Source organism: Cellulomonas sp. P22 (genome assembly GCF_044392165.1).
The window spans coordinates 340,127-362,964 of sequence record NZ_JBISBW010000007.1 but is presented as its reverse complement, the minus strand read 5'-3'; the positions used below and the strand labels follow the sequence as shown (position 1 = coordinate 362,964).

The window sequence follows — 22,838 nt, the reverse complement described above, 5'->3', positions numbered from 1 at the left end:
TTGCCTCACACCGTCGCCCGCAGCGCATCGGGCAGGTCGACGGGCGCGGTCGACCTGACCCAGAGCGTCACGTCGGTGCAGCCCTCGGCCGCGAACGCCCCGCACGACGGGCACCGCCACACCGTGTGCCGCCGTTGCGCGGTGCACGTGCAGCCGACGTTGCGCTCCGCCGGACGCCCCGGTCCGCGCGCCGTCCACCGCAGGCCGCACAGCGGGCAGCGCGGCGGGGGCACCCGCTCCCACCCGACGCGCCCGACGCGCGACCAACGGCTCCAGTCGACCGACATGACCACACGGTAACTCGAACACCTGTACGAACAAGATGGCGATCGTCGCCCTCGCTCCGCCTGACGCTGCAACTGTTGCGGCCTCGGGCTTGCAGGTTCGCCTCGACACTGCAACTCGACTGGCATCGTCGGCCCGAACCTACAAGTCGAACGCTGATTTGGTTGTAGGTTGCCGGGGTGGATGCAGCAAGATTTGCGGACAGTGCCTTCGGTGCGCCAGCGCGCGAACCAGGCAACACCTGGGCGTTCACCTACTACCTGCCGAAGCAGATCCCGCGGCGTCTCGAGCTTGACCAGCGGGTCGTCGTCGCGCTGTCCGACGCGGACGCAGCGCTGGGACACCTCCAGGGCCTCGGCATGCTGATTCGCGACCCAGGTCTGCTCATCGGGCCCTACCTGCGCAGGGAGGCTCTGGCCAGCTCGCGCATCGAGGGCACCCAGGCGTCGCTCTCCGACGTTCTCCAGGCGGAGATCGACGAGGAGTCTCGGGACGACGACACCAACGAGGTGCAGCGATACCTCGACGCCACTCGGGTGGCATACGAGCTGGCGAAGAGTCTGCCGATCACGCAGCGCCTCGTTCTCGAGGTGCACGCCACCTTGATGCAGGGAGTTCGTGGAGAGGAGAAGAGCCCAGGTGAGTTCAGGACGTCGCCGGTCTGGGTGGGAACGCCGGGAGCGACACCCGACTCGGCGACCTTCGTCCCCCCGCTCCCGGTGCACCTTCCGGACCTGCTGCGCGACTGGGAGGTCTTCGTCAACGACGACGGCGAGGCGTTGCCGGCGCTCGTTCAGGCAGCATTGATGCACTATCAGTTCGAGACGATCCACCCCTTCCTCGACGGCAACGGCCGCATCGGGAGACTCCTGATCAATCTCGTCCTGATGTCGCGCGGACGGCTGCCCCTGCCGCTGCTCTATCTGTCCAACTACTTCGAGACGCACAGGGAGGCGTACTACGCCCGGCTGCAGGCGGTGCGCGAAGAAGGAGACGCCGAGGGGTGGCTCATGTTCTTCCTGGGGGCCGTGAAGCACCAGGCCGACGATGCGGTAGCCCGTTCGCGCCAGCTCATCGAGATCCGTGAGGAGTACCACTCGGACGCGATCAAGGGCCGATCGAGCCTTCCGCGCCTCGTGGAGATGATCGTGCAGAACCCGTACGTCACCGTTCGGTCCGTGCAGCGAGAACTCGACCTGACGCACCAGGGCGCGAGGAACCTCATCAAGGCAGCGGAGGCGCGGGGGTGGCTGCAGAGCCTGGGCAACTACGGGCGAGGAGGGCGCGAGCACTGGTTCGCACCTCGGGTGTTCGCCGTGATGGAGGCCCCCATGGGCTATGAGCCGGAAGCGGGCCAACCTCAGTCGCGGAACGGATCGATGCGCTGACGGGGCTGCGGCATCGTCAGTCCGCGCGCTGCGCCGCGTCCTCGTCGAGGGCCTCGAGCACCTCGAACGGCGACTCGAGCTCGCCGCCCCACGCCTCCAGGCCCTCGCGCACCGCGAGGACGGCGACCACGAGCGCGGCCACGGAGTCGGCCCAGGCCCAGCCGAACAGGGTGTTCGCCAGCAGTCCCACCAGCACGGCGCCGGACAGGTAGCAGCACAGCAGGAGCTGCTTCGCGTCGGCCTGCACGGACCGCGAGCCGAGCTGGCGTCCGGTGCGGATCTCGAACCAGGCCAGCGCCGGCATGACCAGCAGGCTCGCGGTCGCGATGCCGATGCCGAGCGGGCTGTGGTCGACGTCGCCCACCCCGGCCAGGTTGAGCACGGCGTCGACGCTCACGTAGGCGGCCAGGGCGAAGAACGCGACCGCGATCGCCTTGACCGTGACCTTCTCCCACCGCTCGGGGTCCGCGCGGGTGAACTGCCACGCCACCGCGGCAGCGGAGGCGACCTCGATGACGGAGTCCAGCCCGAACCCGAGGAGCGCCGCCGAGGACGCGAGCGAGCCCGCCGTGATCGCCACGACGGCTTCGATGACGTTGTAGGTGATCGTGAACGCGACGATGCCCCGCACGCGACGGTGCAGCGTGGCCCGCCGGGCGGTGGTGAGCTCGCTCATCGGGCGCACTCCGCGTCGCAGCCGGGCGCCGTGCAGCCGTCGTCGAGGCAGGGTGCTCCCTCGTCGACGGCGAGGGTCACGTCGAGCAGCAGCGTCAGCGCGGTGGCCAGCCGGTGATCGCTGATCTCGTACCGGGTCTGGCGGCCCTCGGGCACGCCGACGACGATCCCGCAGTCACGCAGGCAGGTCAGGTGGTTCGAGACGTTCGACCGGGTCAAGTCGAGGTCGCGCGCCAGGGTGGCCGGGTAGTTCGGGCCCTCCAGCAGGCTCATCAGGATCCGCGAGCGGGTGGGGTCGGCCATGGCGCGGCCCAACCGGTTCATCACGTCGAGGCGTGAGGCGATGGTCAGCACCCGCTGACCATACAGCCGCGGCTGTACCAAACTCGCCCCTGCTTACGCGAGCCGGGCGCTGCTCCGACGTTCGGCTGCCCGCAGCACCAAGACGCCCGTGACCACGACCGCCGATGCACCCGCGAGGCTGAGTCCCGTCACCCACCGGTTCACCCTGACGCAGCCCGGGCTGGACAGCTGGGAGCGTGCCGACATCCCGAACAGCGGCTCCTCGATGCACGTCACCGTGCCGTTCGCCGTATCGACCTGCTGCGGGACCAGCGTCAGCATCCAGCAGACGAGCACGAGCAGCACGGAGGCGACGCCCACCAGCCACCGCACCCGGCCACCGGAAGCAGCCGAACGCCACGACGAGCGCAGAGCCAGACCGGCAAGGGCGAGGAACGCGACGCTCGCCGCGATGCCGAGCCACTTCTGCATGGGCTCCACGGGTTCCTCCTCGATGGCTTGCCCGGTCCACGGTGGCCGGCGGTTGGGTCGAGAACGGTCGTCAGGGGGTGCGGAGCACCCCGACCGGGTCCTGGTGAGCCGCGACGAGAGCGGGCGGCAGCGTGGCGGTGGCGGCGGCCAGGACCCCGAGGATCGCGACCGCGAGAACGAAGGGGGTGTCGGGCACCTGCTGCGCGCGGGACAGCACGACCAGCGCCGCACCCACGCCCAGGGCGGCGCCGACGGTCGCGGCGAGGGTGGTGCGGGCGACGACCAGCCCGGTCACGACCCAGCGAGGGGCGCCGAGAGCCCGGCGGCGGCCGATGTCGCGCCGATGCAGCAGAACGTCGGCGAGCGCGACGACGGCCACGAGCAGCGCCCCCGCCGACATCACCGCCAGCATCGCGGCACGGTTGAAGCGCGAGAGGTCGCCCAGCACGGCGCCCTGGATCTCGGCGAGCGACTTCGGGGAGGTGATGGTCAGGTCGGTGGTGTCCGTGCGGCCCAGCAGCAGGAGCACCGCGCGCTGGGTCGCGGCTGCGCTCGACGCCGTGGTCGCCACGACGTCGAGGGTGCGGGCCGTCTGGCCCGAGGCTGCCGCGAGGACCACGCCCGCGTCGAGGTCGGTGTAGGGCTCGCGGGCCCGGAACGTGCCGACGACGGAGGCGCTCAATTTCCCGTCGGCGCTCGCGACGGCACCCGCGGGGGAGTCCATGCCCAGGGTCGGGAGCGCGTCCGCGGCGACCACGGCCTCGCCCGGCCCGGGCCAGCGCCCCTCGACGAGCTCGACCGCGTCGGTGAGGTCCCCCGTGAGCGTCCACGCCGGCGCCACTGAGCCGCCCGAGCCGATGCGCGCGTTGGTGACGTCGACCGGCACCGAGCGTCCGACGACCCGCTCGGCGGTGTCCAGGCCCGCGACCAGAGCGACGACCGAGCCTGTAAGGAACCCCAGATCCTTCACGTCCGTGACCTGAAGCCTGCGCGATCCCGCCTGCTCGATCCGCGCCTGGACCTCGCCCTCCGCGGCGGCGGCGCGTCCGACGGTGAGGAGCGTGGACGCGCACATGACCGCGACGAGGACCGCGACGAGCGTCGAGGGGACGAGCGACGCCCGGGCCGATCGCACGGCCTCGCGCAGGAGCGAGGTCAGGGTCACAGGGCGAGCACCTCGTCGGCGCGGGCGAGCACGAAGGGATCGTGGGTGGCGACCACCACGGTTCGGCCGGTCGACGCGGCCTCCCGCAGGGCGTCGAGCACGATCGTGGCGTTGTCGTGGTCGAGGTTGCCGGTGGGCTCGTCGGCCAGCACGATCGCCGGGTCGTTGACCAGAGCCCGTGCGACCGCGACGCGCTGGGCCTGGCCGCCCGAGATCTCGCCGGGCCGGTGGTCCGCGCGCGCCTCGACCCCGAGCCGGTCGAGCAGCGCCAGTGCGCGACCTCGACCCTCGGGCGTGGGACGGCCCGCGTACAGCGTCGGTTCGAGCACGCCCTCCAGCACGGTCCGGGTGGGGTCGAGCACCGCGTCCTGGAACACGAAGCCGATGCGCTCGGAGCGCACCGCGGAGCGCCGCGCGTCGGACAGGGTGTCGGCGCGCCGGCCAGCGACGTGCACCTCACCCCGGACGGGCCGCAGCATGAGCCCCAGCACGTACAGGAGGGTCGACTTGCCGCGCCCCGACGGTCCGGTCACGGCGGTCACAGCCCCCGGGGTGAAGGTGTGCGTGAGTCCGCCGAACAGCTCCTCGGCGCCGCGTCGGCGGTAGGCGAAGGTCAGGTCACGGACCGCCAGCTGCGCGGCCACGTCGTCAGCTGTCACCGACGGTCCCCGTCGCCGCCGCTGCCGCTCCCACCGGGTCGGTCCCCACGACGACGACCTGGTCCCCGAGCGCGAGCCCGTCGACGACCGCCATCCCGTCGCCCGAGCCGCGGACGGTCACGGGACGCTGCTGCCCGTCGGGCCCGAGGACGTACGCGCCTCCGCTCGCATCGGTGTGCACGGCGGCCGCCGGGACCCCCGGGCCGTCGACCTGGGGCACGACGTGCACCTGGGCCGTGAGGTAGGTGGTCTCCTGACGGGGCAGCAGCCCGCACTGCGCGCCGCAGACGAGCGAGCCGTCGGGCGCGGCGAGCAGCAGCACCACCTGGCCGTCGTTCGAGGTGCCGGGCGCGACGCCGGTGATGACCGCGGGCCACGTCATGCCGTCGAGCAGCACGTCGAGCTGCGCCGCCGGCGGGATGAGGTTCGCCTGGTCTGAGGTCAGGACGAGCGTGAACTCGGGGTCGCGGACGCGTGCCGTGACGGCCGGCTCGCCGCCGGTCAGCTGGAGCCCGCGCCGGATCGCCTCGTCGAGGACCACGGTGGCGGGCAGCGACGGTAGCGCGACGAGCAGGCCGAGCCGCACGGTGCCCGTCTGCTCCTGCCCGGTGGCCTTCTGCCAGGCCCGCACGGCCCGCGTCGTGCCCGGCCCGAACTTCTCGTCGGGCGTCGCGCCCAGGTGCCCGAGCACGGACAGCGCCTGCTCGAGCTGCAGCACGTCCGCGCCCGTCGTGCCTTCGGCCAGGTCGCGCCAGAACGGGACGTCGCCCACGACCGCCCGCACGACGTCCGCGCCCACGGCGTACAGCTCGTCGCCGACCTGGACGTCGTCGAGCGCACCGACCGACGTCACCACGCCGCTGAGCACGTTCGACGCGACCAGGTCGAACGGCTGGGTCACCGTCGCGTTGTACGTCGTGGTCCGCCCGACGCTGACCTGGGTGACCGTGGCGAGGACCGTCGCCTGCTCCTGGGCGGCGTCGGGCGGTGCCGTGGCGGTCTGGCGCCCCGCCCACCAGCCGCCCGCGACCGCCAGTGCGACCACGACCGTCAGTGCGAGCCAACGCACGGGTCTGCTGCCTTGCCGCCCAGTCTGCACAGGGGCCCCTTCGTCCTGACATCCAGCGAGCCGCGCCAGCATCGCACGGCGTCCATCGACGCGGAGGTGGTTTGGTGCCGCCCTCGCGAAACGCCCCCTGTCGGTCGCGCACCTGTGGGAGATTCGCCGGACGGGGGTGCCGGCACGTCGCGGGAGATGGCGGATGCGGATCCGGAGCGAGGCGGCGGCGATGGCGATGGCGGGCGTGCTGGTGCTGGGCGGCTGCACGGCGTCGGGAGACGCACCGACGCCCACCCCCACGGGAGCGAGGAGTCTCTCGCCGCAGGACGAGGCCCCCCTCGAAGCGTGGGAGGCGCTGTGGAAGGCCTGCCCCATGAACACGCCTCCGGCGCTGATCTGGGGCGAATGACGCCGGACGCCCGCTCGCGGACCGTCCGGCTCCGGGCTGGGCCATCGGCGCCGGTGCGGAGGTTCGGGGCCCCACGGGATACCGTCCGTGCATGATCGGTGCGGGCCTGGGACACACGTCGGACGACCCGATGACCCGCAGGATGAAGGCCCTGGCGTGCACGGCGCCGCTGCACGACCTGGACACCCGCAAGGGGCTGCTCGAGTGGGCCGAGGCGGACCGGTACCAGATGGCCGAGATCGCGCTGCACCTGATCGACCAGGTGACGATCGCGATGGACTTCGACCGTGGCGCGGACCATGAGCTGGTGGTCGCCCGGACCCGGCCGTTCGTCGCGTCGCAGGCGCCGGACCGGGACGGTGCGGAGCACGACCGGGTGGCGCGGTGGGTGCTCGACAACCTGATCAACGTGGGGTCGCAGGACCGCGGCTTCGAGGTCGTGTACGGGTCGATCGGTGCGGGCGGGGAGTACGAGCGGCGGACGTGGACGTTCAAGCTGCTCGTCGAGCTCGTCTCGGCCGAGGGTGACGTGTACCTGCGCTCGACCGACGAGGCGATCAACGTGCTGGTGGGCGCGCTGGACACCGACGTGGAGTCGGCGCAGGAGGCCGCGGAGACGAAGCTCGAGGCGCTGATCGCGGGGGGCCGGCTCTCGGACGCCCAGGCCGTCGCGATCGAGGCCCGCTTGCGGACCATCCAGTACGCGGACCGGCTGCGGCGCCAGCTCGAGGCCACCCGGCGCGACGTGCGGTCGGTGGACTGGGCGCGCGAGGTGCCGGACCTCATCGACGAGGCCCTGACCCACGTCGCCGCCAGGTTCCGCGCCGAGACGTCGATCCTCACGAACATCACGTCGGCGCGCGACGAGGCCGACGACCCGGTGCACAAGCGCAAGGCCGCCGAGCTGGTCGACATCGTCAAGGAGTGCGTGCGCCGCCACTCCCAGCTCCAGGCGCACCTGCAGCGGGCGGGCGCCACGTTCCGTGCCGAGCAGGACCGCCAGCAGTTCTCGGGGCCCCCACGCCGGGAGACCGTCGACCTGTTCGGCCAGCTGCTGATGCCGACCCTCGAGCTGCCCGTCGCGGACGCGACGAAGGTGACCGGAGCGTTCTTCCGATCGGGCACCGGCGTCGCGGTGCACGGCCTCCCGCGCCTCATCGACGTGGTCTACATGCTGCTCGCCCCGCCCGTCGAGCACGACGACCTGGGTGACGTGCTGCCCGATCCGGACCTGGCCCCGGCCGAGGACCCCGACGTGTTCAGCGCGGCCCTGTGGGACGAGGCGGACCGGCTGCTCACGGTCGACGGCGTCCCGCGGCGGCTGTCGGCGCTGCTCGCCGAGGCCCGCACGTTCGACCCGGCGCTGCCGCACCTGGTCGCGCTGCGCGTGCTGCACGCGATGGACCCCGAGGTCAGCACAGCGCAGCGGCAGGGCGACGACCAGGTGCTCGTCGCGGTCGACGACGGCACCGAGCTCGACGACCCGGAGTACGGGGGCGCGGACCTCATCGTGGGGCTCGCGACGATCGAGCCGTCGGCCCGGGTGGTCGACGCGGCCGCGCCCGACGACACCATCACGCACGACCAGGACGAAGAGGCAGTCGCATGAGCACCCTGACGGACGACGTCGCCGCCGCAGCCCGCCTGGTCGAGTGGGGCATGCGCCCCCGCCAGGTGCCCGCGCGCGACCTGGAGTACGCCGACCTGGTGCGCCGGCACGGCGAGGACGACACGTTCGCTGACCTGGTCAAGGCCGTCGCAGCGGGCCTGAACCTGCTGGTCCTGGCCGTGGACCCGCGATCGGGCATCGTGCTCGCGCCGCGGGAGGACTCGGTGTTCGCGGTGCGCATCGAGGAGTACGCCAAGCGGACAGCGCTCTCGAGCCGCGGCACCGACAAGGTGGTGCACGGCCTCGCGCACCTCGCGGTCGCGGCGCTCGCGTTCCCGCGGCCCGACGACCTCGCGAACGACGCCTATGTCGGGTACGTGACTGTCGACCAGGTCGACGGCGTGGTGCGCGACGCGTGCCGGGTGCTCGACGAGCGCGCGGCGCAGGCCGAGGAGAACCACGACCCGCTCGAGACGGCTCCCGAGCTCGAACGGGCCTGGCGTGCGTACGCGCGGCGCCCCGCGACGGCCGGCACCAAGGACGGCCGGGCGGCATCGGACACCACGCGCGGCATGGTCGCCAAGGCGGTCCGGTTCCTCGCCGAGCAGGGGTTCCTGGTGACGCGCAGCGACGAGAACGGTGGCGCGTACCGGACCACGCCCCGGTTCCAGGTCCAGGTCCGTGAGCTCGCGGCCAACGCCGCGTTCCGCGAGCTGATCGACCTGGGCGTCGTGACGGTCTCCAGCCCCGGCGGCACGCTGCACGCCGTCCACTCCGACACCCTCTGAGGTCAGCACCCCATGTACGAGCTCTCCCGGGTGCGCCTGCACTCCGTCGGTCCCAAGGCTGCGCGCTACCAGGACGTCACGATCGACCTGCGGGGGGTCGGCGCCCCCGTGACCGGTCCCGCGCAGCCGTCGTTCTTCGACGACCCTTCCGGGCGCACGCCGCGTCGCCCGTCGCCCGCGTCGGTGCTGTTCGCCGAGAACGGCAACGGCAAGTCGGTGCTGATCAAGCTGATCTTCTCGGTGATGCTGCCCGGCAAGCGGCAGGTCGTGGGGACCACGAACTCGCGTGCGCTCGAGAACTTCGTGCTCGCGGGCGACGTCGCGCACGTGGCCCTCGAGTGGCAGCACACGGTGACCGGTGAGGTCGTCGTGACGGGCAAGGTCTCGGCGTGGCGCGGGCACGCGGTGTCCTCGGACCCGACCCGGCTGGTCGAGAACTGGTACTCGTTCCGTCCCACCGCCGCGCTGTCGCTCGACACGCTGCCGCTCACCGAGGACGGCCGCCTGGTCGAGCTCGCGGGCTTCCGCGACCGGCTGGCCGACGCGCACAAGGACGACCCGGCGCTGCGGCTCGTGTGGGAGCAGACGCACGGCGTGTGGACCGAGCACCTGAACACCCTGGGCCTGGACTCCGAGCTGTTCGCGTACCAGCGCACCATGAACGCGGGCGAGGGCGAGGCCGCCGACGCGTTCACGTTCAAGAGCGACGAGGCGTTCGTCGACTGGCTGCTCACGTCGGTGACCGACGAGGAGGACCCGCGCAGCCTCGCGGACGTGCTCGACGGGTACGCCTCGACGCTCTCGCAGCGCGACGCGCTGGGCGCCGAGCACGACTTCGTCGCGGGTGCCCTCGAGCGTCTGACCCCGCTGGCCGGGGCCGCCGAGGCCGCCCGCACGGCCGCGACGGCCGACGCGCACGCCGCGCGGGCCGCGGGACGGTTCGCGGCGGGCATCCGCGCGCGGCTGGCCCAGGAGGAGGCGCGCGTCGGGCTGCTGCGGGACGGCTTCGAGACGGCGCAGGAGCGCGAGCGGGCCGCCGAGCACGAGCACCGGCGCCTGCGGGAGGTCGTCGCCGAGCTGCGTCGCCGGGTCGCGGGGCTGCGGCTCGCGCAGGCCGAGCGGGGTGCGGCCGAGCTCGACGCCGAGCTCGACGAGGCACGCACGACCGTCGAGGCGTGGCGGGTCACCGACGCGCTGCTCGCGCTCGGCGAGGCCCAGCAGCGGGCCGCGGCGCTGCGCGCGGTCGTGGGGGACCAGGAGAGCAAGGCCGCCCCGGCGCTCGCGGCACGCGAATCCGCGGCGACCCGGCTCGTGCAGGGCCTGCTGGCCCGGGCGGCGGCGGCCGACGCGCTGGTCACGGCGGCCGACGCACGCGCCGAGGACCTGCGTGCGCAGATCGCCGCGGTGAGCACCGAGGCCGACGCGCACGGCCGGGCCGCGGGTACGCACGGCGCCCGCGCCGACGAGCTCGACGAGCGCATCCAGGCCGCCCGGGCGGCTGTCGTCGCGGCCGTCGAGGACGGCGCCCTGGCGGCAGGTCAGGAGCCGGCTGCGGCCGTGCGCCAGGCCGAGCAGGCCGAGCGGGCCGTGACCGACCGGGTGCGTGAGGCCGAGTCCGGCCAGCGCCAGGCCTCCGACGAGCGGGTCGCGGCCGCGCAGGCCGCTCGCACCGCCGACCAGGCCCTCAGCGAGGCCCGGTACGCGGCCGCCGCCGCCGTGTCGGCGCACCGCGCAGCGACCGAGCAGACCGCCGCGCTCGCGGGCGAGGAGCGGCTCGCGGCGCTGCTCGGGTCGCCCGACGTGCGGCTGCCGGCCGACGTCGCGGCGCTCCAGGAGCGGCTGGTGGCCGCGGTCGCCGCTGCCGACCAGGAGCGCATGCACCTGCGGATGGCCGACGCGGCCGACCGCCGGGTGCTCGACGCCCTCGGCACGGGTGGCCTGCTGCCACCCTCGGCCGACGTCGCGGCCGTCAAGGACGAGCTCGAGCGCGCGGGCATCCCGTCCGCTGCCGGCTGGGAGCACCTGTCCCAGATGCCCGCGGCCGACCAGCAGCGCGCGCTCGCGGCGTACCCGCACCTCATCGACGGGGTCGTGCTGGCACCGCAGCACCTCGACCGCGCGCGCGAGGTGCTCACCGACGCCCGGCTGCTGCCGCGCAGCGTCGTGGTGGTCGGCAGCACGGCCACGCTCGCGCAGCTCGACGTGCCGCAGCCCGCGGGCCTGGGTCTGATCGTGCCGCCCAACCCGGCGATGTACGACGACGACCTGGCCGAGGCCGAGCGCCAGCACCTCGAGCAGGTGCACGAGCAGCGCATGGCCCGGCTCGACGAGCTGGCCGCGCAGATCGACGCCGACCGCACGCTCGCGGGGCGCCTCGAGCGCTGGTGCGAGGCGTACCCCGCCGACACCCTGGACGACCTGGCCGACGCCGCCGACGCCACGGCCCGCGCCCTGGCCGAGGCGGACACCCGCGCGCACGCCGCACAGGCGCAGCTCGACGCGGCCGAGCAGGCCGCGCACGAGATCGCACAGACCCTCGACGCCCTGCGCGCCGAGCAGGAGGCCGCACGCCGCCTGACCAGCCGCATCACGGTCCTGGCACGCGACGTCGAGCACCTCGCCGCCTCGACGCGTGCGCTCGCGGCCGCGCGCGAGGACGCCGACCGTGCCGAGGCCGCGGCCGCCGACGCCCGCCGCCGGGTCGCCGTGCTGCGCGAGCAGCTCGAGGCGACGCACGGCGACCGGCACGCCCAGGCCCGCAACGCGGACGACGCGCGCGCCGAGATCTCCGGGGTCGCCGGTGGCGGCTCGGCCGTGCACGCGGACGGGACCGCCCCCGCGGAGGACGTCCCGACGCTGCGCGCCGCCTACCGGGCCGCTGTCGACGCCTACGCCAAGGTCGAGGTCGGCACCGACCTGCGGGTCGACCTGGAACGCGCCGAGGTGCTCGAGTCCGACGCTCGCGCCGCGGTCGAGGGGCTGGCCCCCGCGACCCGCGCGCTCGCGGTGACGCTGCTCGCGACCCCGGACGGCGGCGACACGTCCGCGCGCGCCGCCGCAGGTCGCCGGGCCACGGCCCGGGTCCGCGAGCTCGAGGCCCGCGTGCGCGAGGAGGCCGAGGAGATCGGCCGGCTGCGCGCCGACCACCAGCGCTACCCGCGCCACGACCGGCCGCTCGAGCCGTACGGCGCCCCCGAGGACGTCGAGCACGGCGACGGGCTGGTCGCACGCGCCGCGGTCGACGAGGCCGCCGCGGGCGAGCGTCACGAGGAGGCGCAGCGGCACCTGCGTGACGCGGCCGAGCAGGTCGCCGAGCTGCAGCGCGACGTCGACGTGTACGGCGTGGTCGCCGAGCGGGTGCGCGAGCACCGGCCCGACGCCATCGACGAGGAGGCCGCCGAGCCGTTCGCGGGCGACCACCACCTCGCACGCGAACGCTGCGACCAGGTGCTCCGCGACGCCGCAACCGCCCGCACCCGCCTGACCGAGGCCTCGGCCGAGCTGCGCGACGCGTCCAAGGCGCTCAGCCGGTACGCCGCGAGCCCGCGCTTCGACGCGGTCGACTCGCTGGTGCAGCGCCAGGTGCGCGATGTCGACCTCGACGACCTGCCCGGTCACGCCGCCGAGTGGGAGGAGGCCCTGCGCCCCCGCCTGCGCACCCTCGGCGACGACCTGGCCCAGATCGACCGGCACCGCACCCAGCTCACCGCGCGCCTGCGCGGGCTCGTCGAGGTGGCCCTCGCGACGCTGCGCAGCGCCGAGAAGGTCTCCGCGCTGCCCGAGACGCTGGGCGACTGGGGCGGGCAGAGGTTCCTGCGGATCCGCTTCTCTGACCCCGACCCTGCCCTGCTCGACGAGCTGCTGGGCGGCGTGATCGACGCCGCCGCGGGGGCCCGGGAGCGCGGCAAGGGACCCGGGAAGCGCGACGGCATGAGCCTGCTGCTGCAGGGTGTGCACGCGGCGCTGCCGCAGGGCGTCCGCGTCGAGATGCTCAAGCCCGACGCGTCGCTGCGCACCGAGCGGGTGCGGATCTCCGACGTCGCGCACGTGTTCTCGGGCGGCCAGCTGCTCACCGCCGCGATCGTCCTGTACTGCACCATGGCCGCGCTGCGGGCCAACGAACGGGGCATGTCGGGGCGCCGCCACGCCGGGGTGCTGTTCCTCGACAACCCCATCGGGCGCGCGTCGGCCGGCTACCTGCTCGACCTGCAGCTCGGGGTCGCGTCGGCGCTCGGCGTCCAGCTCGTCTACACGACGGGCCTGTTCGACACGAACGCGCTGTCGGTGTTCCCGCTGATCGTGCGCCTGCGCAACGACCGCGACCTGCGCACCGGCATGCGCTACCTCACGGTCGAGGACGAGATCCGCGCGCTGCTCGACGCCCTGGGCGAGGAGGACGGCACCGGCCGGCTCACCAGCGCCCGCGTCTACCGCAAGCCCGCGGCAGCGACTGGCGCGCCCTGACCTGCAGTGCATGTCCGGGAGCGCAGAGGCGGCGTGGCGAGCGGGAGGTGCTGCTAACTTGTGCCCCGTGTCGCTCCCGTGGCGACGGCGACCATCGGGCAGGGGCAGCGATGAAGCTGGGAACGGCAATGGCGTGCGTGGTCCTGGTCGGGGCCTGTGCACTGACGGGGTGCTCGGCGGGATCGGACCCCGAGGGACTCACGACCCCTGCGGCGACGACGTCCACCGACCGGACACTGTCGGCCCAAGATCAGGCTGACCTCGACGTCTGGCTCGCAGAGCGCGCTGCCACCTTCTCGGTCACAGACCCACCGCAGGTCGACCGCATCCGGCTCGTGAGCCAGGCCGACACCGCGCAGACCCAGATCGACTGCCTGACCGCCGCCGGGTTCCCCGCGACCCTGACCGAGGACGGTCAGGGATGGCGGGTGGAGACTCCCGCCGGGCAGAAGGAGGCCTACGGGCTCGCGGCCTACACGTGCGCAGCCGAGTACCCCACCGACCCCGCGCAGGACGACAGCAGGATCACCGAGGCGCAGAAGAAGATCGCCTACACCTACCTCACCGACACCCTCGTCGCCTGCCTCGCCGACCACGGGTACGACATCACCGGGATCCCCGCCGAGGCGACATTCCTCGGTACGTGGGACACCGCCCGGTGGAACCCCTACAACCAGCTCCCGGCGACACCGAGCAACCTGCTGCGGGACTGCCCACCGAACACGCCGTCCGACCTGATGTGGGGCTCGTAGAGCGTAGGGAGGCGACTCAAATGCGCAGCGCCCCCGCCTCCAGGTGCAGCAGCGTCCGCTTGGCCTCGGTGCCGCCGGCGTAGTTGCCGAACGTCCCGTCGGAGCGCACCACGCGGTGGCACGGCACCACGATCGGCAGCGGGTTGAGCGCGCACGCCGTGCCGGCTGCCCGGACGGCCTTGGGGTTGCCCGCCGCGGTCGCGACCTGCGTGTACGACTCGGTGCGGCCGTAGCCGATGAGCGGCAGGTGCTCGACGACGACGCGGCGGAACCCGGACGTCAGGCGCAGGTCGAGCGGCAGGTCGAAGTCGCGGCGGTCGCCGGCCAGGTACTCGTCGATCTCCCGGGCGACGCGGTCGAGCCGCTGCGGGGCGCGCAGCACGCGCGGGCTGATGCGCCGGGCCAGGTCGTCGAGCACCTGGTCGTGGTCCTGGACGCCGAACGCGACGCGCACCAGGCCGACGTCGGTCGCGGCGAGCAGCAGCGGACCCACCGCGGTGTCGAGCGTGCGGTAGGCGACGTCGAGGACGCCAGCGTCGTGCGCGTCGTCCGCCAGCCGGCGGTGCAGCGCCTCGAGCGCAGCGGGGTCGTCGTCCCGCAAGAGCTGCGGGGGCAGCGTCGTGTCGGTGCCGGGGGTGGTGTCGTTCATCGGTCCGCTCCGTCCTGGGTCGTGCCCGGGTAGGTCGCCCTGAGCTTCCTGATGCCGTCGTGCGCGGCCCGTCTCGCCGCGTCGGTGCTGCCACCGAGCAGCGTGGCGACGTCCGCGAAGGGCAGCCCGCCGAGGTAGTGGTACGCGATGGACCGTCGCTGCCGGTCGGGCAGCGCCCGCACGGCCTGCCACACGTCGCCGTCGCCGTCGGGCATCAGGTCGCCAGACGCCCGCTCGGGCACCCGCGAGACGGCGACCGGGAGGTGCGCCCGGCGGCGCGTGACGTCGATGGCCTTGCGGTGCGCGATCGTCACGAGCCACGCCTCGACGTTCGCGCCGGCGGGCAGGTCCGGGTAGGCCTGCAGGGCGGCGAGGAACGTCTCGGACCACGCGTCGTCCGCGTCGACCGGACCGAGCACGGCTCGGCACACGCGCAGGACGCGTGCGCCGTGCTCGGCGACGACGCGTTCGAAAGGCTCGTGGGTGTTCATCACCAGGAAGACGCCTGAGGTGGGGAGGACGTGAGATCCCACCTTCCCACCGCGCACCCGATCCACGACCACGATTCCGACCGCCGGACTCGACCACGGCGATCGGGTGAGAGAAACGCCCATCTGGGTGTCAATCACCAGATAACTCCGCCCATCGATGTCGGGTATGCGAGATTCATCCGATCCGGCGCGAGGGCGACCGGTCGGTGCGGGCGTCCGCGCCACCCTTGCGCCGACCGGGGAGCACGATGCGGGCACGTTCGCTGTTGTTCGGTCTGGCCGCGCTCGTCGGCGTGTTCGCGGTGGCCCCCGACTCGGTGCTCGCGGCACCGACGGGGGTCTTCGCCCCGGCGTACGACGCGTCGACCGCGTCGAGCGTGCGCAACCTCGCGACGGCGCTGCAGTCGGCGCTGATGTTCGACGACGACGGGGAGATCACGAGCGCGGACGACCTCGCGGACTGGGGATGGACACCGGGCGAGCACCTGGCGGTGACCATCTGGGTCGACGGGAGCGACTTCCGGGTCGAGGCCCAGGACCTGCGCCCCGGCGCGAGCCGCTACGTGTACTCGTCGACCACGGCGTCGGTCGAGCGCGTCGAGGGCTCGAGCACAGGGCCGCGCCCCGAGGTCGCCGGCGTGACGTTCTCCCGAACCGCGTGACGAACCAGGCCCGATGGACCCGATGGAGGGGTGTCCCGAAGTCTCGGACTGACGCACGTCCCCGGCGTTTCGAGGTTCCGTGCTTACCATCCCCTGTGTGATGCGCCGATGAGACTTCGCCGTGCCCTGGCCCGCGTGTTCTGGACCCTGAGCCGATGGCGGCTACGGACCCAGTCGCTGCCCGACGAGGGTGCCGGCATCCTCATCGGTGCCCCGCACACGTCCAACTGGGACTTCGTCTTCATGCTCGCGGTGTGCTGGCACCACGGGCTCAACGTGCGCTACCTGGGCAAGCACACCCTGTTCACGGGACCGTTCGGCTGGGTCATGCGTGCGCTCGGCGGCATCCCCGTGGACCGCCGCAACCCTGCCGGTCTCGTGGACGACCTCGTCGAGCGGGTGCGCAAGGGCGAGCTGTTCTACCTGGTCGTCACGCCCGAGGGCACGCGCTCCAAGGGCACGTACTGGAAGTCGGGCTTCCACCGGATCGCGCTCGACACCGGGCTGCCCGTCACCCTCGGATACCTGGACCGCACCACGATGACCTCGGGCCTGGGGCCGACGCTGCGCATGACGGGCGACGTGCGCGCCGACATGGACAAGGTCCGCGAGTTCTACGCCGACAAGGCGGGCTTCAACCCCGAGCTGCGCACCGAGCCCCGGCTGCGCGACGAGGACCCCCTGCCCGACGGCACGGACCTGGACCGCGCCTGATCGTTACCGCGCCTGACCTGTATCGCGACTGATCTGGACCGCGGCGTGCGTACGCTTCGTTCCTGTGACCTCTACCCAGCCCAGCCCTCCGACCGGGTGGCGCCGGTCGTTCTACCGGATGCCCCTCTGGCTCTACCGTCACGGGTTGGGCGGGATGCTCGGTGAGCGCTACGTCCTGCTCACGCACACCGGCCGGGTCTCGGGTCAGCCCCGGCAGGCGCTCCTCGAGGTCGTCGACCGGGATCCTGCGACGGGCGCCCTGATCGTCGTCGCGGGCTTCGGGCCGCGCACCGACTGGTACCGCAACGTGCAGGTGCACCCCGACGTGACGACCCAGGTGGGTCGCGACGTCCGCCCGGCCCGGGCCGCGGTGCTCACCCCCGACGAGGCCGCCGACGTCATGGCCGTGTTCGCGCCGCAGCACCCGGTGACGGCCCGGCGCATCTCCCGGTCGGTCGGCCTCGGCACCGCGATCGAGGACACCTCGGCGACGCCCGACGCCCGGTGGCGTGCGGTGGGCGAGCGCACCCTGTTCGTGCGCCTCTCTCCGCGCTGACGCGGCGCGACGGCCTGACCAGCGAGCACGTGAGCCGGCCCTGACCGGTGCCGGGAGGCCTGTTGTGCTGGCGCCCACCCGGCCGGAGACTGGAGGGTGGAGCCCCCGGCTGACGGGAGGTCGGCATGGTGCTGGACCCGAAGTGCGTCCGCCGCGCGCAGCAGCCCTACGCGGCGATCCGCGCGGACGTGACGACGAGCACGCTCGAGCAGGAGGGCGCGCGGCTGCTCGAGGCGGTCGGGCTGTGGTTCGGGCTGCACGAGTTCCTGCCGGGCGGGCCGCCGCTGCGCCGCTACCTGGTGGTCGGCACAGGGACGCGGCTGCAGGTCGACGTGGGGTACCCGGTGGCGGCAGCCGCGCTGCCGATGCTGCTCGACGCGGTCGACGGGCACCAGAACGTGCACGTGGAAGAGGTGCCGTTCGCGGTCCGCACGGGTTGGGTGCCCGAGGGGATGTACGCGTGGGTCATGCACGAGGGCGAGCTCGACGATCTCCAGGAGACCCGCGACATGCTGCTGTGGTGGGTCACAGCGCACGGCTACGAGCTGGACCGGTGGCACACGGACCGCGGTGCGGTGTGGGGCGGGCGGATCGAGTACGACCTGACGGGCGGCCCGCCCGAGGGTGAGGAGGACCAGGTGTCCCGGATCGAGCTGGCCTACCGGCTCGCGTGAGGTCGGTCCCGGGGCTCGCGGCGCATGCGGGCGACGGGCGGCCCGCCCGGGAGCAGCGGTGCGGCCTGACCCAGAACGTCGAACCCCATCGCGGCGTAGTACGGCACGTTCGCGGCGTGGAAGGTCTCGAGGTAGCACGCGGTGCGCTGCTCGTCGGCCAGCCTGAGCACCTGCTCGACGAGCCGGCGACCGTGACCGCGGCGCTGCGCGTCGGGCCGTACGCCGAGCGCCTCGAGGTACCAGGCGTCGGCCGGGACGGCGTGCTCGACGGCGGAGGTCAGGCGCAGCAGCGCGGGGGCGCGCCGCCCTGAGCGCGCAGCGACCGCGGCCACCCGCGGCAGCGACCGCACCCACCGGACGGGGGTCAGGGGGTAGCTCCCGGGTGGGTACCAGACGGCGACCCCGGCGAGCCCGCGGGAGTCGGCCGCGGTCGTGACGTGACCCGAGCGCAGCGCGTCGTGCACAGCGAGCGCGTACATCGACCGCAACGTCGCGGCGCGCACCCGCGCGTCGGGCAGCACGTGCACGAAGCCCGGGTCGAGGTGCAGGGCGGCGCCGAGCAGTCGCGCGACGTCGTCGACGTCCCGCACCCCCACCCCCCGTTCGTGCATGCCCTCCACCCTGCCGCACCGGCCCGCGGCGGGTATCGGACCAAAGCCCCGTACCGCCCGTCGCTCTTCGTGGGGGGTCGACGAGGCCCGTGTGCCACGATGCGCGGATGGTCGACGACGACGAGCGCCCCGACGACGTGCACCCTGACGGTGCGTCCACCAGGTACGACGTGCTCGTGGTGGGGTCAGGTTTCGGCGGGGCGGTCGCGGCGCTGCGGCTGGCCGAGAAGGGCTACCGGGTCGCGGTGCTCGAGGCGGGGCGGCGCTTCGCCGACGAGGACTTCCGCACGTCGTGGCACCTGCGCACGTTCCTGTGGGCGCCGGCGGTGGGCTGCTACGGCATCCAGCGGATCCACGTGCTCAAGGACTCGCTGATCCTCGCGGGTGCCGGGGTGGGTGGTGGCTCGCTGGTGTACGGGACCACGCTGTACCGGCCGCTGCCCGAGTTCTTCCGCGACCCGCAGTGGGCCCACGTGACGGACTGGGAGGCCGAGCTCGCCCCGCACTACGACCAGGCGTCCCGGATGCTCGGGGTCACGCGGAACCCGTCGACGACACCCGCCGATCGGCTGCTGCTGCAGGTGGCGACGCGCATGGGGCGCGAGCACACGCACCACGCGACCGACGTCGGCGTGCTGTTCGGCGAGCCGGGTCGCCCGGTGCCGGACCCGTTCTTCGGCGGTGCGGGGCCCGATCGCACGGGCTGCACCGAGTGCGGGGGCTGCATGACGGGCTGCCGGGTCGGGGCGAAGAACACGCTGACCAAGAACTACCTGCACCTCGCGGAGCGGGCGGGCGTGCGGATCGTGCCCCTGAGCACTGTCACCGACGTGGTCCCGGCCGTGGGCGGGGGATGGGCCGTGCGCTCGCGGGCCACGGGTCCGGGCCCGGGCGCTGCCCGACGTCGCACGACGTGGCTGGCCGACGAGGTGGTGCTCGCGGCAGGCACCTATGGCACGCAGACGCTGCTGCACCGGATGCGGGCGACGGGTCGGCTGCCCCGGGTGTCGGCGCGGCTCGGTGAGCTGACCCGCACGAACTCAGAGGCGCTGCTCGGTGCGAGCGCCCCACGCGTGGACCCTGCGCGCGACCTGACCCGCGGGGTGGCCATCACGTCGTCTTTCTTCACCGACGACACGACGCACGTCGAGCCGGTGCGCTACGGCAAGGGCTCGAACGCGATGGCCCTGCTCTCGACGGCGCTGGCGCCCGGCGCGGCCACGTGGCGGCGCTGGGCGTCGGTGCTCCGGGCGTACGGGCGTGACCTGCGCAGGGCGCCCGTGGCGACGCTGCGGGCGTTCGCCCCGTACCGCTGGAGCGAGCGGTCCGTCATCGCCCTGGTCATGCAGTCGGCCGACAACTCGCTCACCACGTCTCTCGCGCCCCGCCGGCTCGGGGTGCTCCCGGTGCCGGCCCGGTGGCGGCGCATGACGAGCCGGCAGGGCCCGGGCGAGCCCAACCCCACCTGGATCCCCTCGGGCCACCGGGCCGCGACCCTGCTGGCCGAGGAGCTGGGCGGCGTCGCGGCGGGGTCGCTCGGCGATCTCGTCAACATGCCGATGACGGCGCACTTCCTGGGTGGCTGCCCGATCGGGGTGACCCCGCAGGACGGCGTGCTCGATCCGTACCAGCGGGTCCACGGCTACCCGACGCTGCACGTGGTGGACGGCTCGGCGGTCTCGGCGAACCTGGGCGTGAACCCGTCGCTGACGATCACCGCGCAGGCCGAGCGTGCGCTGTCGCTGTGGCCGAACCGGGGCGACGTCGACCCGCGCCCGGCACCCGGGGAGCCGTACGTGCGCCTCGACACGGTGGCCCCGCGTCACCCGGTGGTGCCTGCCGGGGCTCCGGGGGCGCTCCGGCCCGTCACCCGGCCCCGGAACGTCTGACCCGCCGGGCCGCGCACCGGACACGTTCGTGATCTTCACCGATCGTGTGCGTCTCCGGGCGTCCGATCCGGTGGGTCGAGGCCGGCTCCTCGGGCAGGATGGGCGGGCGCGACGCGTGGGCGACCGTCCACCAGTGCGGCTCGAGCAGCAGGCGAGGGGCGACATGAGCGACACGACCGCAGGTCAGGTACACCTCCGCGGCGGGGTGACGCCGCACGGGCACGCCGTCCGGGGTCGACGTCTAGCCGTGGGTCGAGCCGGTCGGGCGACGGCGGGGGTGCTGACGGTCGTGGTCCTGGCGACGGGGCTGGTCGGCTGCACGTCGGACGAGCCCGGCCCCGAGGGTGCGGCGGATGCGCTCGCGGAGGCGCTGGCCACCGGCGACTTCGCGAAGGCGGGCCTGGTCGGTGCGACGCCCGCCGAGGCGGCGGCCGTACGGGACGAGGCCTTCGCCGGGCTCGCGCCGTGGGTGCCGACGGTCGAGGCCGGGGCCGTGACGGTCGACGAGCAGGACGACGCCGCCGCCACGGCCACCTTCGCCTACACGTGGGACGTGGACTCCGGTGACGTCGACTGGACCTACACGACGCACGCACGGCTCGAGCGGGTCGAGGGGGAGTGGCAGCCGCAGTGGTCGCCCGCCCTGCTGGCCCCCGACCTGGTCGCGGGCGAGACACTCGGGGTGCGCCGCGAGCGGGCCGCACGGGCCGACGTGCTGGGGGCCGGCGGCTCGGTGCTCGTCGAGGACCGCCCGGTGCAGCGCATCGGCATCGACAAGACCCGCGTCGACGCGGTCGGTCAGGACGCGGCGGCACGCGAGCTCGCCGCGGCCCTCGAGATCGACGCCGACGCGTATGCGGGGCGGGTCGCCGCCGCGGGCGAGAAGGCGTTCGTCGAGGCCATCGTGGTGCGGGACAACGACCCGGCGTACGACGTCAGCGCCCTGCGCACGCTCGTCGGCGTGAACGTGGTCCCCGACACGCTGCCCCTGGCCCTGACGCGGCGGTTCGCCCGGCCCCTGCTGGGCAGCGTCGGACAGGCCACCGCCGAGATCGTCGAGGCCTCCGACGGGGCGATCGCCGCGGGTGACCTGACAGGGCTGGGCGGGCTGCAGAAGCAGTACGACGAGCAGCTGCGCGGTCGCCCGGGCCTCACTGTCGTCTCGAGCAACGGTGCGGCTGACCGCGAGCTCTTCCACCTCGACCCGACACCGGGCCAGCCGCTCGTCCTCACGCTCGACCCCACGCTGCAGGAGGCCGCGGAGCAGATCCTCGAACCGGTGGTGCCGGCGAGCGCGATCGTCGCGCTGCGGCCCTCGACGGGCGAGGTGCTGGCTGCTGCGAGCGGCCCGGGTGGCGAAGGGCTCTCGACCGCGACGGTCGGCACCTACGCGCCGGGCTCGACGTTCAAGGTCGTGAGCACCCTCGCGCTGCTGCGTGCGGGGCTGACCCCGACGAGCACGCTGAGCTGTCCCGCGTCCACGACCGTCGACGGGCGCGCGTTCTCGAACTACCCCGGCTACCCGGCGAACCGGCTGGGCGACATCACGCTGCGCACCGCGCTGGCGAACTCGTGCAACACGGCCTTCATCGGCGCCCGGGACACGGTCGACCAGCAGGCGCTCGCGGATGCGGCGGCGAGCCTCGGGCTGGGCGTCGACGCGGCGGTCGGCTTCCCGGCGTACCTGGGGTCGGTGCCGGGCACCGCCACGGGCACCGAGCACGCGGCGTCGATGATCGGCCAGGGCAAGGTGCAGGCCTCGCCGCTCGCGATGGCCGTGGTCGCGGCGTCGGTGGCGCAGGGTGCGCGGGTCACGCCCCGGCTGGTGGTCCCGGCCGAGGGGGCAGCCACGGAGGGTGCTGCGGCGGAGGGTGCGACCGCGACAACGACCGCGACCTCGGCCGCACCCGCGGCTGCGACCCCGGCTCCCTTGACCGAGAGCGAGGCCGCGGCCCTGCGCGACATGATGCGCGCGTTCGTGACCGAGGGTGGCGGCACGTTCCTGCTCGACGTCCCCGGCCCCGAGGTGCTCGCGAAGAGCGGCACGGCCCAGTTCGGCTCGCAGGACGCGTTGCGCAACCACACCTGGATGATCGCGGTGCACGGCGACCTCGCGGTCGCTGTGTTCGTCGAGGACGGCGACTTCGGCACCACGACGTCGGGGCCCCTGCTCGAGGCGTTCCTGCGCGCTGCCGCCTGAGGGTCGAACCCCCCCGCACCGCTCGGCGGTGACGGGGGGTTGGCCTCTGACCGGCCTCGGGGGGCACGGTCAGAAGCCCCGCGCTGTGGGCGTGGTCCGCGGCAGCCCCCCGCGTGCGCGGCAGCGCCCGCGGTACGGACGACCCCCCCTGCGTGTCGCCCGCACCGCCTGCCCAGCGCGGCGGGTCCCTCTGTGCGAGAGATCCCCGTCCTTGATGAGATGTCCGCGATCCGCTCGGAATCACCACACGATCACTGTGATCTGAGTCACAACATCATGGACCGAGCCGTGTCGCGGCGCCACCCGGTCTGGATCGTCCGTTTGGTCCGACTGGGTGATGTGCGGCTGCACAGCCGACCTCGTC

Annotated in this window: 22 protein-coding genes; 12 read left to right on the top strand and 10 right to left on the bottom strand. The window is 73.8% G+C overall.

What is annotated here, in order from left to right:
• Positions 1-5: 5 nt before the first annotated feature.
• Positions 6-287: a hypothetical protein gene (locus ACGIF2_RS10640; protein ID WP_396046340.1), complete on the bottom strand. Its 282-nt coding sequence runs from the start codon at positions 285-287 to the stop codon at positions 6-8.
• Positions 288-464: 177 nt separating this feature from the next.
• Here ACGIF2_RS10640 and ACGIF2_RS10635 point away from each other — a divergent pair, with 177 nt between their 5' ends.
• Entirely contained in the window at positions 465-1,673 is a 1,209-nt protein-coding gene (locus tag ACGIF2_RS10635; protein WP_396046338.1) for a Fic family protein, read from the top strand.
• 16 nt (positions 1,674-1,689) lie between these two features.
• Here the strand turns inward: ACGIF2_RS10635 and ACGIF2_RS10630 are convergent, their stop codons facing one another.
• From ACGIF2_RS10630 to ACGIF2_RS10605, 6 genes are all read right to left on the bottom strand, one after another.
• Positions 1,690-2,349 (bottom strand): cation transporter, encoded by a 660-nt coding sequence (locus ACGIF2_RS10630; protein ID WP_396046336.1) that lies wholly within the window; start codon positions 2,347-2,349, stop codon positions 1,690-1,692.
• Positions 2,346-2,702, bottom strand: a complete 357-nt coding sequence (locus tag ACGIF2_RS10625) for an ArsR/SmtB family transcription factor (protein WP_396046334.1) — start codon at positions 2,700-2,702, stop codon at positions 2,346-2,348. Before ACGIF2_RS10625 ends, ACGIF2_RS10630 begins: the two co-directional genes overlap by 4 nt.
• Positions 2,703-2,744: 42 nt before the next feature.
• The gene (locus ACGIF2_RS10620; RefSeq protein ID WP_396046332.1) at positions 2,745-3,131 is read right to left on the bottom strand and encodes a hypothetical protein; all 387 of its coding nucleotides are present in this window, start codon (positions 3,129-3,131) and stop codon (positions 2,745-2,747) included.
• A gap of 61 nt (positions 3,132-3,192) precedes the next feature.
• Positions 3,193-4,287 (bottom strand): FtsX-like permease family protein, encoded by a 1,095-nt coding sequence (locus ACGIF2_RS10615; RefSeq protein WP_396046330.1) that lies wholly within the window; start codon positions 4,285-4,287, stop codon positions 3,193-3,195.
• Positions 4,284-4,946: an ABC transporter ATP-binding protein gene (locus tag ACGIF2_RS10610; RefSeq protein ID WP_396046328.1), complete on the bottom strand. Its 663-nt coding sequence runs from the start codon at positions 4,944-4,946 to the stop codon at positions 4,284-4,286. Before ACGIF2_RS10610 ends, ACGIF2_RS10615 begins: the two co-directional genes overlap by 4 nt.
• The gene (locus ACGIF2_RS10605) at positions 4,936-6,015 is read right to left on the bottom strand and encodes a peptidoglycan-binding protein (protein ID WP_396046326.1); all 1,080 of its coding nucleotides are present in this window, start codon (positions 6,013-6,015) and stop codon (positions 4,936-4,938) included. The genes ACGIF2_RS10610 and ACGIF2_RS10605 overlap by 11 nt, the downstream gene beginning before the upstream one ends.
• 193 nt (positions 6,016-6,208) lie before the next feature.
• On the opposite strand from ACGIF2_RS10605, the gene ACGIF2_RS10600 reads away from it, so the two are divergent.
• The 5 genes from ACGIF2_RS10600 (at position 6,209) to ACGIF2_RS10580 (ending at position 14,028) form a co-directional block, all read left to right on the top strand.
• Positions 6,209-6,415, top strand: a complete 207-nt coding sequence (locus tag ACGIF2_RS10600; protein ID WP_396046324.1) for a hypothetical protein — start codon at positions 6,209-6,211, stop codon at positions 6,413-6,415.
• 91 nt (positions 6,416-6,506) lie between these two features.
• Positions 6,507-8,024: a hypothetical protein gene (locus ACGIF2_RS10595; protein ID WP_396046322.1), complete on the top strand. Its 1,518-nt coding sequence runs from the start codon at positions 6,507-6,509 to the stop codon at positions 8,022-8,024.
• Complete coding sequence (locus tag ACGIF2_RS10590) at positions 8,021-8,812, top strand: hypothetical protein (protein ID WP_396046320.1); 792 nt, start codon at positions 8,021-8,023, stop codon at positions 8,810-8,812. The genes ACGIF2_RS10595 and ACGIF2_RS10590 overlap by 4 nt, the downstream gene beginning before the upstream one ends.
• A gap of 12 nt (positions 8,813-8,824) precedes the next feature.
• Complete coding sequence (locus ACGIF2_RS10585; RefSeq protein ID WP_396046318.1) at positions 8,825-13,276, top strand: hypothetical protein; 4,452 nt, start codon at positions 8,825-8,827, stop codon at positions 13,274-13,276.
• A gap of 335 nt (positions 13,277-13,611) precedes the next feature.
• Complete coding sequence (locus ACGIF2_RS10580; RefSeq protein ID WP_396046316.1) at positions 13,612-14,028, top strand: hypothetical protein; 417 nt, start codon at positions 13,612-13,614, stop codon at positions 14,026-14,028.
• Positions 14,029-14,044: 16 nt separating this feature from the next.
• Here the strand turns inward: ACGIF2_RS10580 and ACGIF2_RS10575 are convergent, their stop codons facing one another.
• Positions 14,045-14,677: a methylated-DNA--[protein]-cysteine S-methyltransferase gene (locus tag ACGIF2_RS10575; protein ID WP_396046314.1), complete on the bottom strand. Its 633-nt coding sequence runs from the start codon at positions 14,675-14,677 to the stop codon at positions 14,045-14,047.
• Positions 14,674-15,168 (bottom strand): RNA polymerase sigma factor, encoded by a 495-nt coding sequence (locus ACGIF2_RS10570; protein ID WP_396046464.1) that lies wholly within the window; start codon positions 15,166-15,168, stop codon positions 14,674-14,676. Before ACGIF2_RS10570 ends, ACGIF2_RS10575 begins: the two co-directional genes overlap by 4 nt.
• Before the next feature lie 248 nt (positions 15,169-15,416).
• Here ACGIF2_RS10570 and ACGIF2_RS10565 point away from each other — a divergent pair, with 248 nt between their 5' ends.
• The 4 genes from ACGIF2_RS10565 (at position 15,417) to ACGIF2_RS10550 (ending at position 17,774) form a co-directional block, all read left to right on the top strand.
• Positions 15,417-15,830, top strand: coding sequence for a hypothetical protein (locus tag ACGIF2_RS10565; RefSeq protein WP_396046312.1), 414 nt, complete (start codon positions 15,417-15,419; stop codon positions 15,828-15,830).
• A gap of 108 nt (positions 15,831-15,938) precedes the next feature.
• On the top strand, positions 15,939-16,544 hold the full coding sequence (locus ACGIF2_RS10560) for a 1-acyl-sn-glycerol-3-phosphate acyltransferase (RefSeq protein WP_396046310.1): 606 nt from the start codon (positions 15,939-15,941) through the stop codon (positions 16,542-16,544).
• A gap of 64 nt (positions 16,545-16,608) precedes the next feature.
• Positions 16,609-17,100, top strand: coding sequence for a nitroreductase family deazaflavin-dependent oxidoreductase (locus ACGIF2_RS10555; RefSeq protein WP_396046308.1), 492 nt, complete (start codon positions 16,609-16,611; stop codon positions 17,098-17,100).
• 125 nt (positions 17,101-17,225) lie between these two features.
• Complete coding sequence (locus ACGIF2_RS10550; RefSeq protein WP_396046306.1) at positions 17,226-17,774, top strand: hypothetical protein; 549 nt, start codon at positions 17,226-17,228, stop codon at positions 17,772-17,774.
• On the opposite strand, the gene ACGIF2_RS10545 is transcribed toward ACGIF2_RS10550, so the two are convergent.
• Positions 17,759-18,385 (bottom strand): GNAT family N-acetyltransferase, encoded by a 627-nt coding sequence (locus ACGIF2_RS10545; RefSeq protein WP_396046304.1) that lies wholly within the window; start codon positions 18,383-18,385, stop codon positions 17,759-17,761. The genes ACGIF2_RS10550 and ACGIF2_RS10545 overlap by 16 nt on opposite strands.
• A gap of 107 nt (positions 18,386-18,492) precedes the next feature.
• Between ACGIF2_RS10545 and ACGIF2_RS10540 the strand changes: the two genes are divergently transcribed.
• Together ACGIF2_RS10540 and ACGIF2_RS10535 are read left to right on the top strand one after the other, a co-directional pair.
• Entirely contained in the window at positions 18,493-20,274 is a 1,782-nt protein-coding gene (locus ACGIF2_RS10540) for an FAD-dependent oxidoreductase (protein ID WP_396046302.1), read from the top strand.
• A 247-nt stretch (positions 20,275-20,521) separates the two neighbouring features.
• On the top strand, positions 20,522-22,474 hold the full coding sequence (locus tag ACGIF2_RS10535; protein ID WP_396046300.1) for a penicillin-binding transpeptidase domain-containing protein: 1,953 nt from the start codon (positions 20,522-20,524) through the stop codon (positions 22,472-22,474).
• The last annotated feature ends 364 nt before the right edge of the window (positions 22,475-22,838 follow it).

Bases quoted from the DNA above. Each gene is read 5' to 3' on its own strand.
- ACGIF2_RS10640 (WP_396046340.1), bottom strand. From the start codon at position 287: ATGTCGGTCGACTGGAGCCGTTGGTCGCGCGTCGGGCGCGTCGGGTGG.
- ACGIF2_RS10630 (WP_396046336.1), bottom strand. From the start codon at position 2,349: ATGAGCGAGCTCACCACCGCCCGGCGGGCCACGCTGCACCGTCGCGTG.
- ACGIF2_RS10600 (WP_396046324.1), top strand. From the start codon at position 6,209: ATGCGGATCCGGAGCGAGGCGGCGGCGATGGCGATGGCGGGCGTGCTG.
- ACGIF2_RS10595 (WP_396046322.1), top strand. From the start codon at position 6,507: ATGATCGGTGCGGGCCTGGGACACACGTCGGACGACCCGATGACCCGC.
- ACGIF2_RS10590 (WP_396046320.1), top strand. From the start codon at position 8,021: ATGAGCACCCTGACGGACGACGTCGCCGCCGCAGCCCGCCTGGTCGAG.
- ACGIF2_RS10585 (WP_396046318.1), top strand. From the start codon at position 8,825: ATGTACGAGCTCTCCCGGGTGCGCCTGCACTCCGTCGGTCCCAAGGCT.
- ACGIF2_RS10575 (WP_396046314.1), bottom strand. From the start codon at position 14,677: ATGAACGACACCACCCCCGGCACCGACACGACGCTGCCCCCGCAGCTC.
- ACGIF2_RS10570 (WP_396046464.1), bottom strand. From the start codon at position 15,168: ATGAACACCCACGAGCCTTTCGAACGCGTCGTCGCCGAGCACGGCGCA.
- ACGIF2_RS10565 (WP_396046312.1), top strand. From the start codon at position 15,417: ATGCGGGCACGTTCGCTGTTGTTCGGTCTGGCCGCGCTCGTCGGCGTG.
- ACGIF2_RS10560 (WP_396046310.1), top strand. From the start codon at position 15,939: ATGAGACTTCGCCGTGCCCTGGCCCGCGTGTTCTGGACCCTGAGCCGA.
- ACGIF2_RS10550 (WP_396046306.1), top strand. From the start codon at position 17,226: ATGGTGCTGGACCCGAAGTGCGTCCGCCGCGCGCAGCAGCCCTACGCG.
- ACGIF2_RS10545 (WP_396046304.1), bottom strand. From the start codon at position 18,385: ATGCACGAACGGGGGGTGGGGGTGCGGGACGTCGACGACGTCGCGCGA.
- ACGIF2_RS10540 (WP_396046302.1), top strand. From the start codon at position 18,493: ATGGTCGACGACGACGAGCGCCCCGACGACGTGCACCCTGACGGTGCG.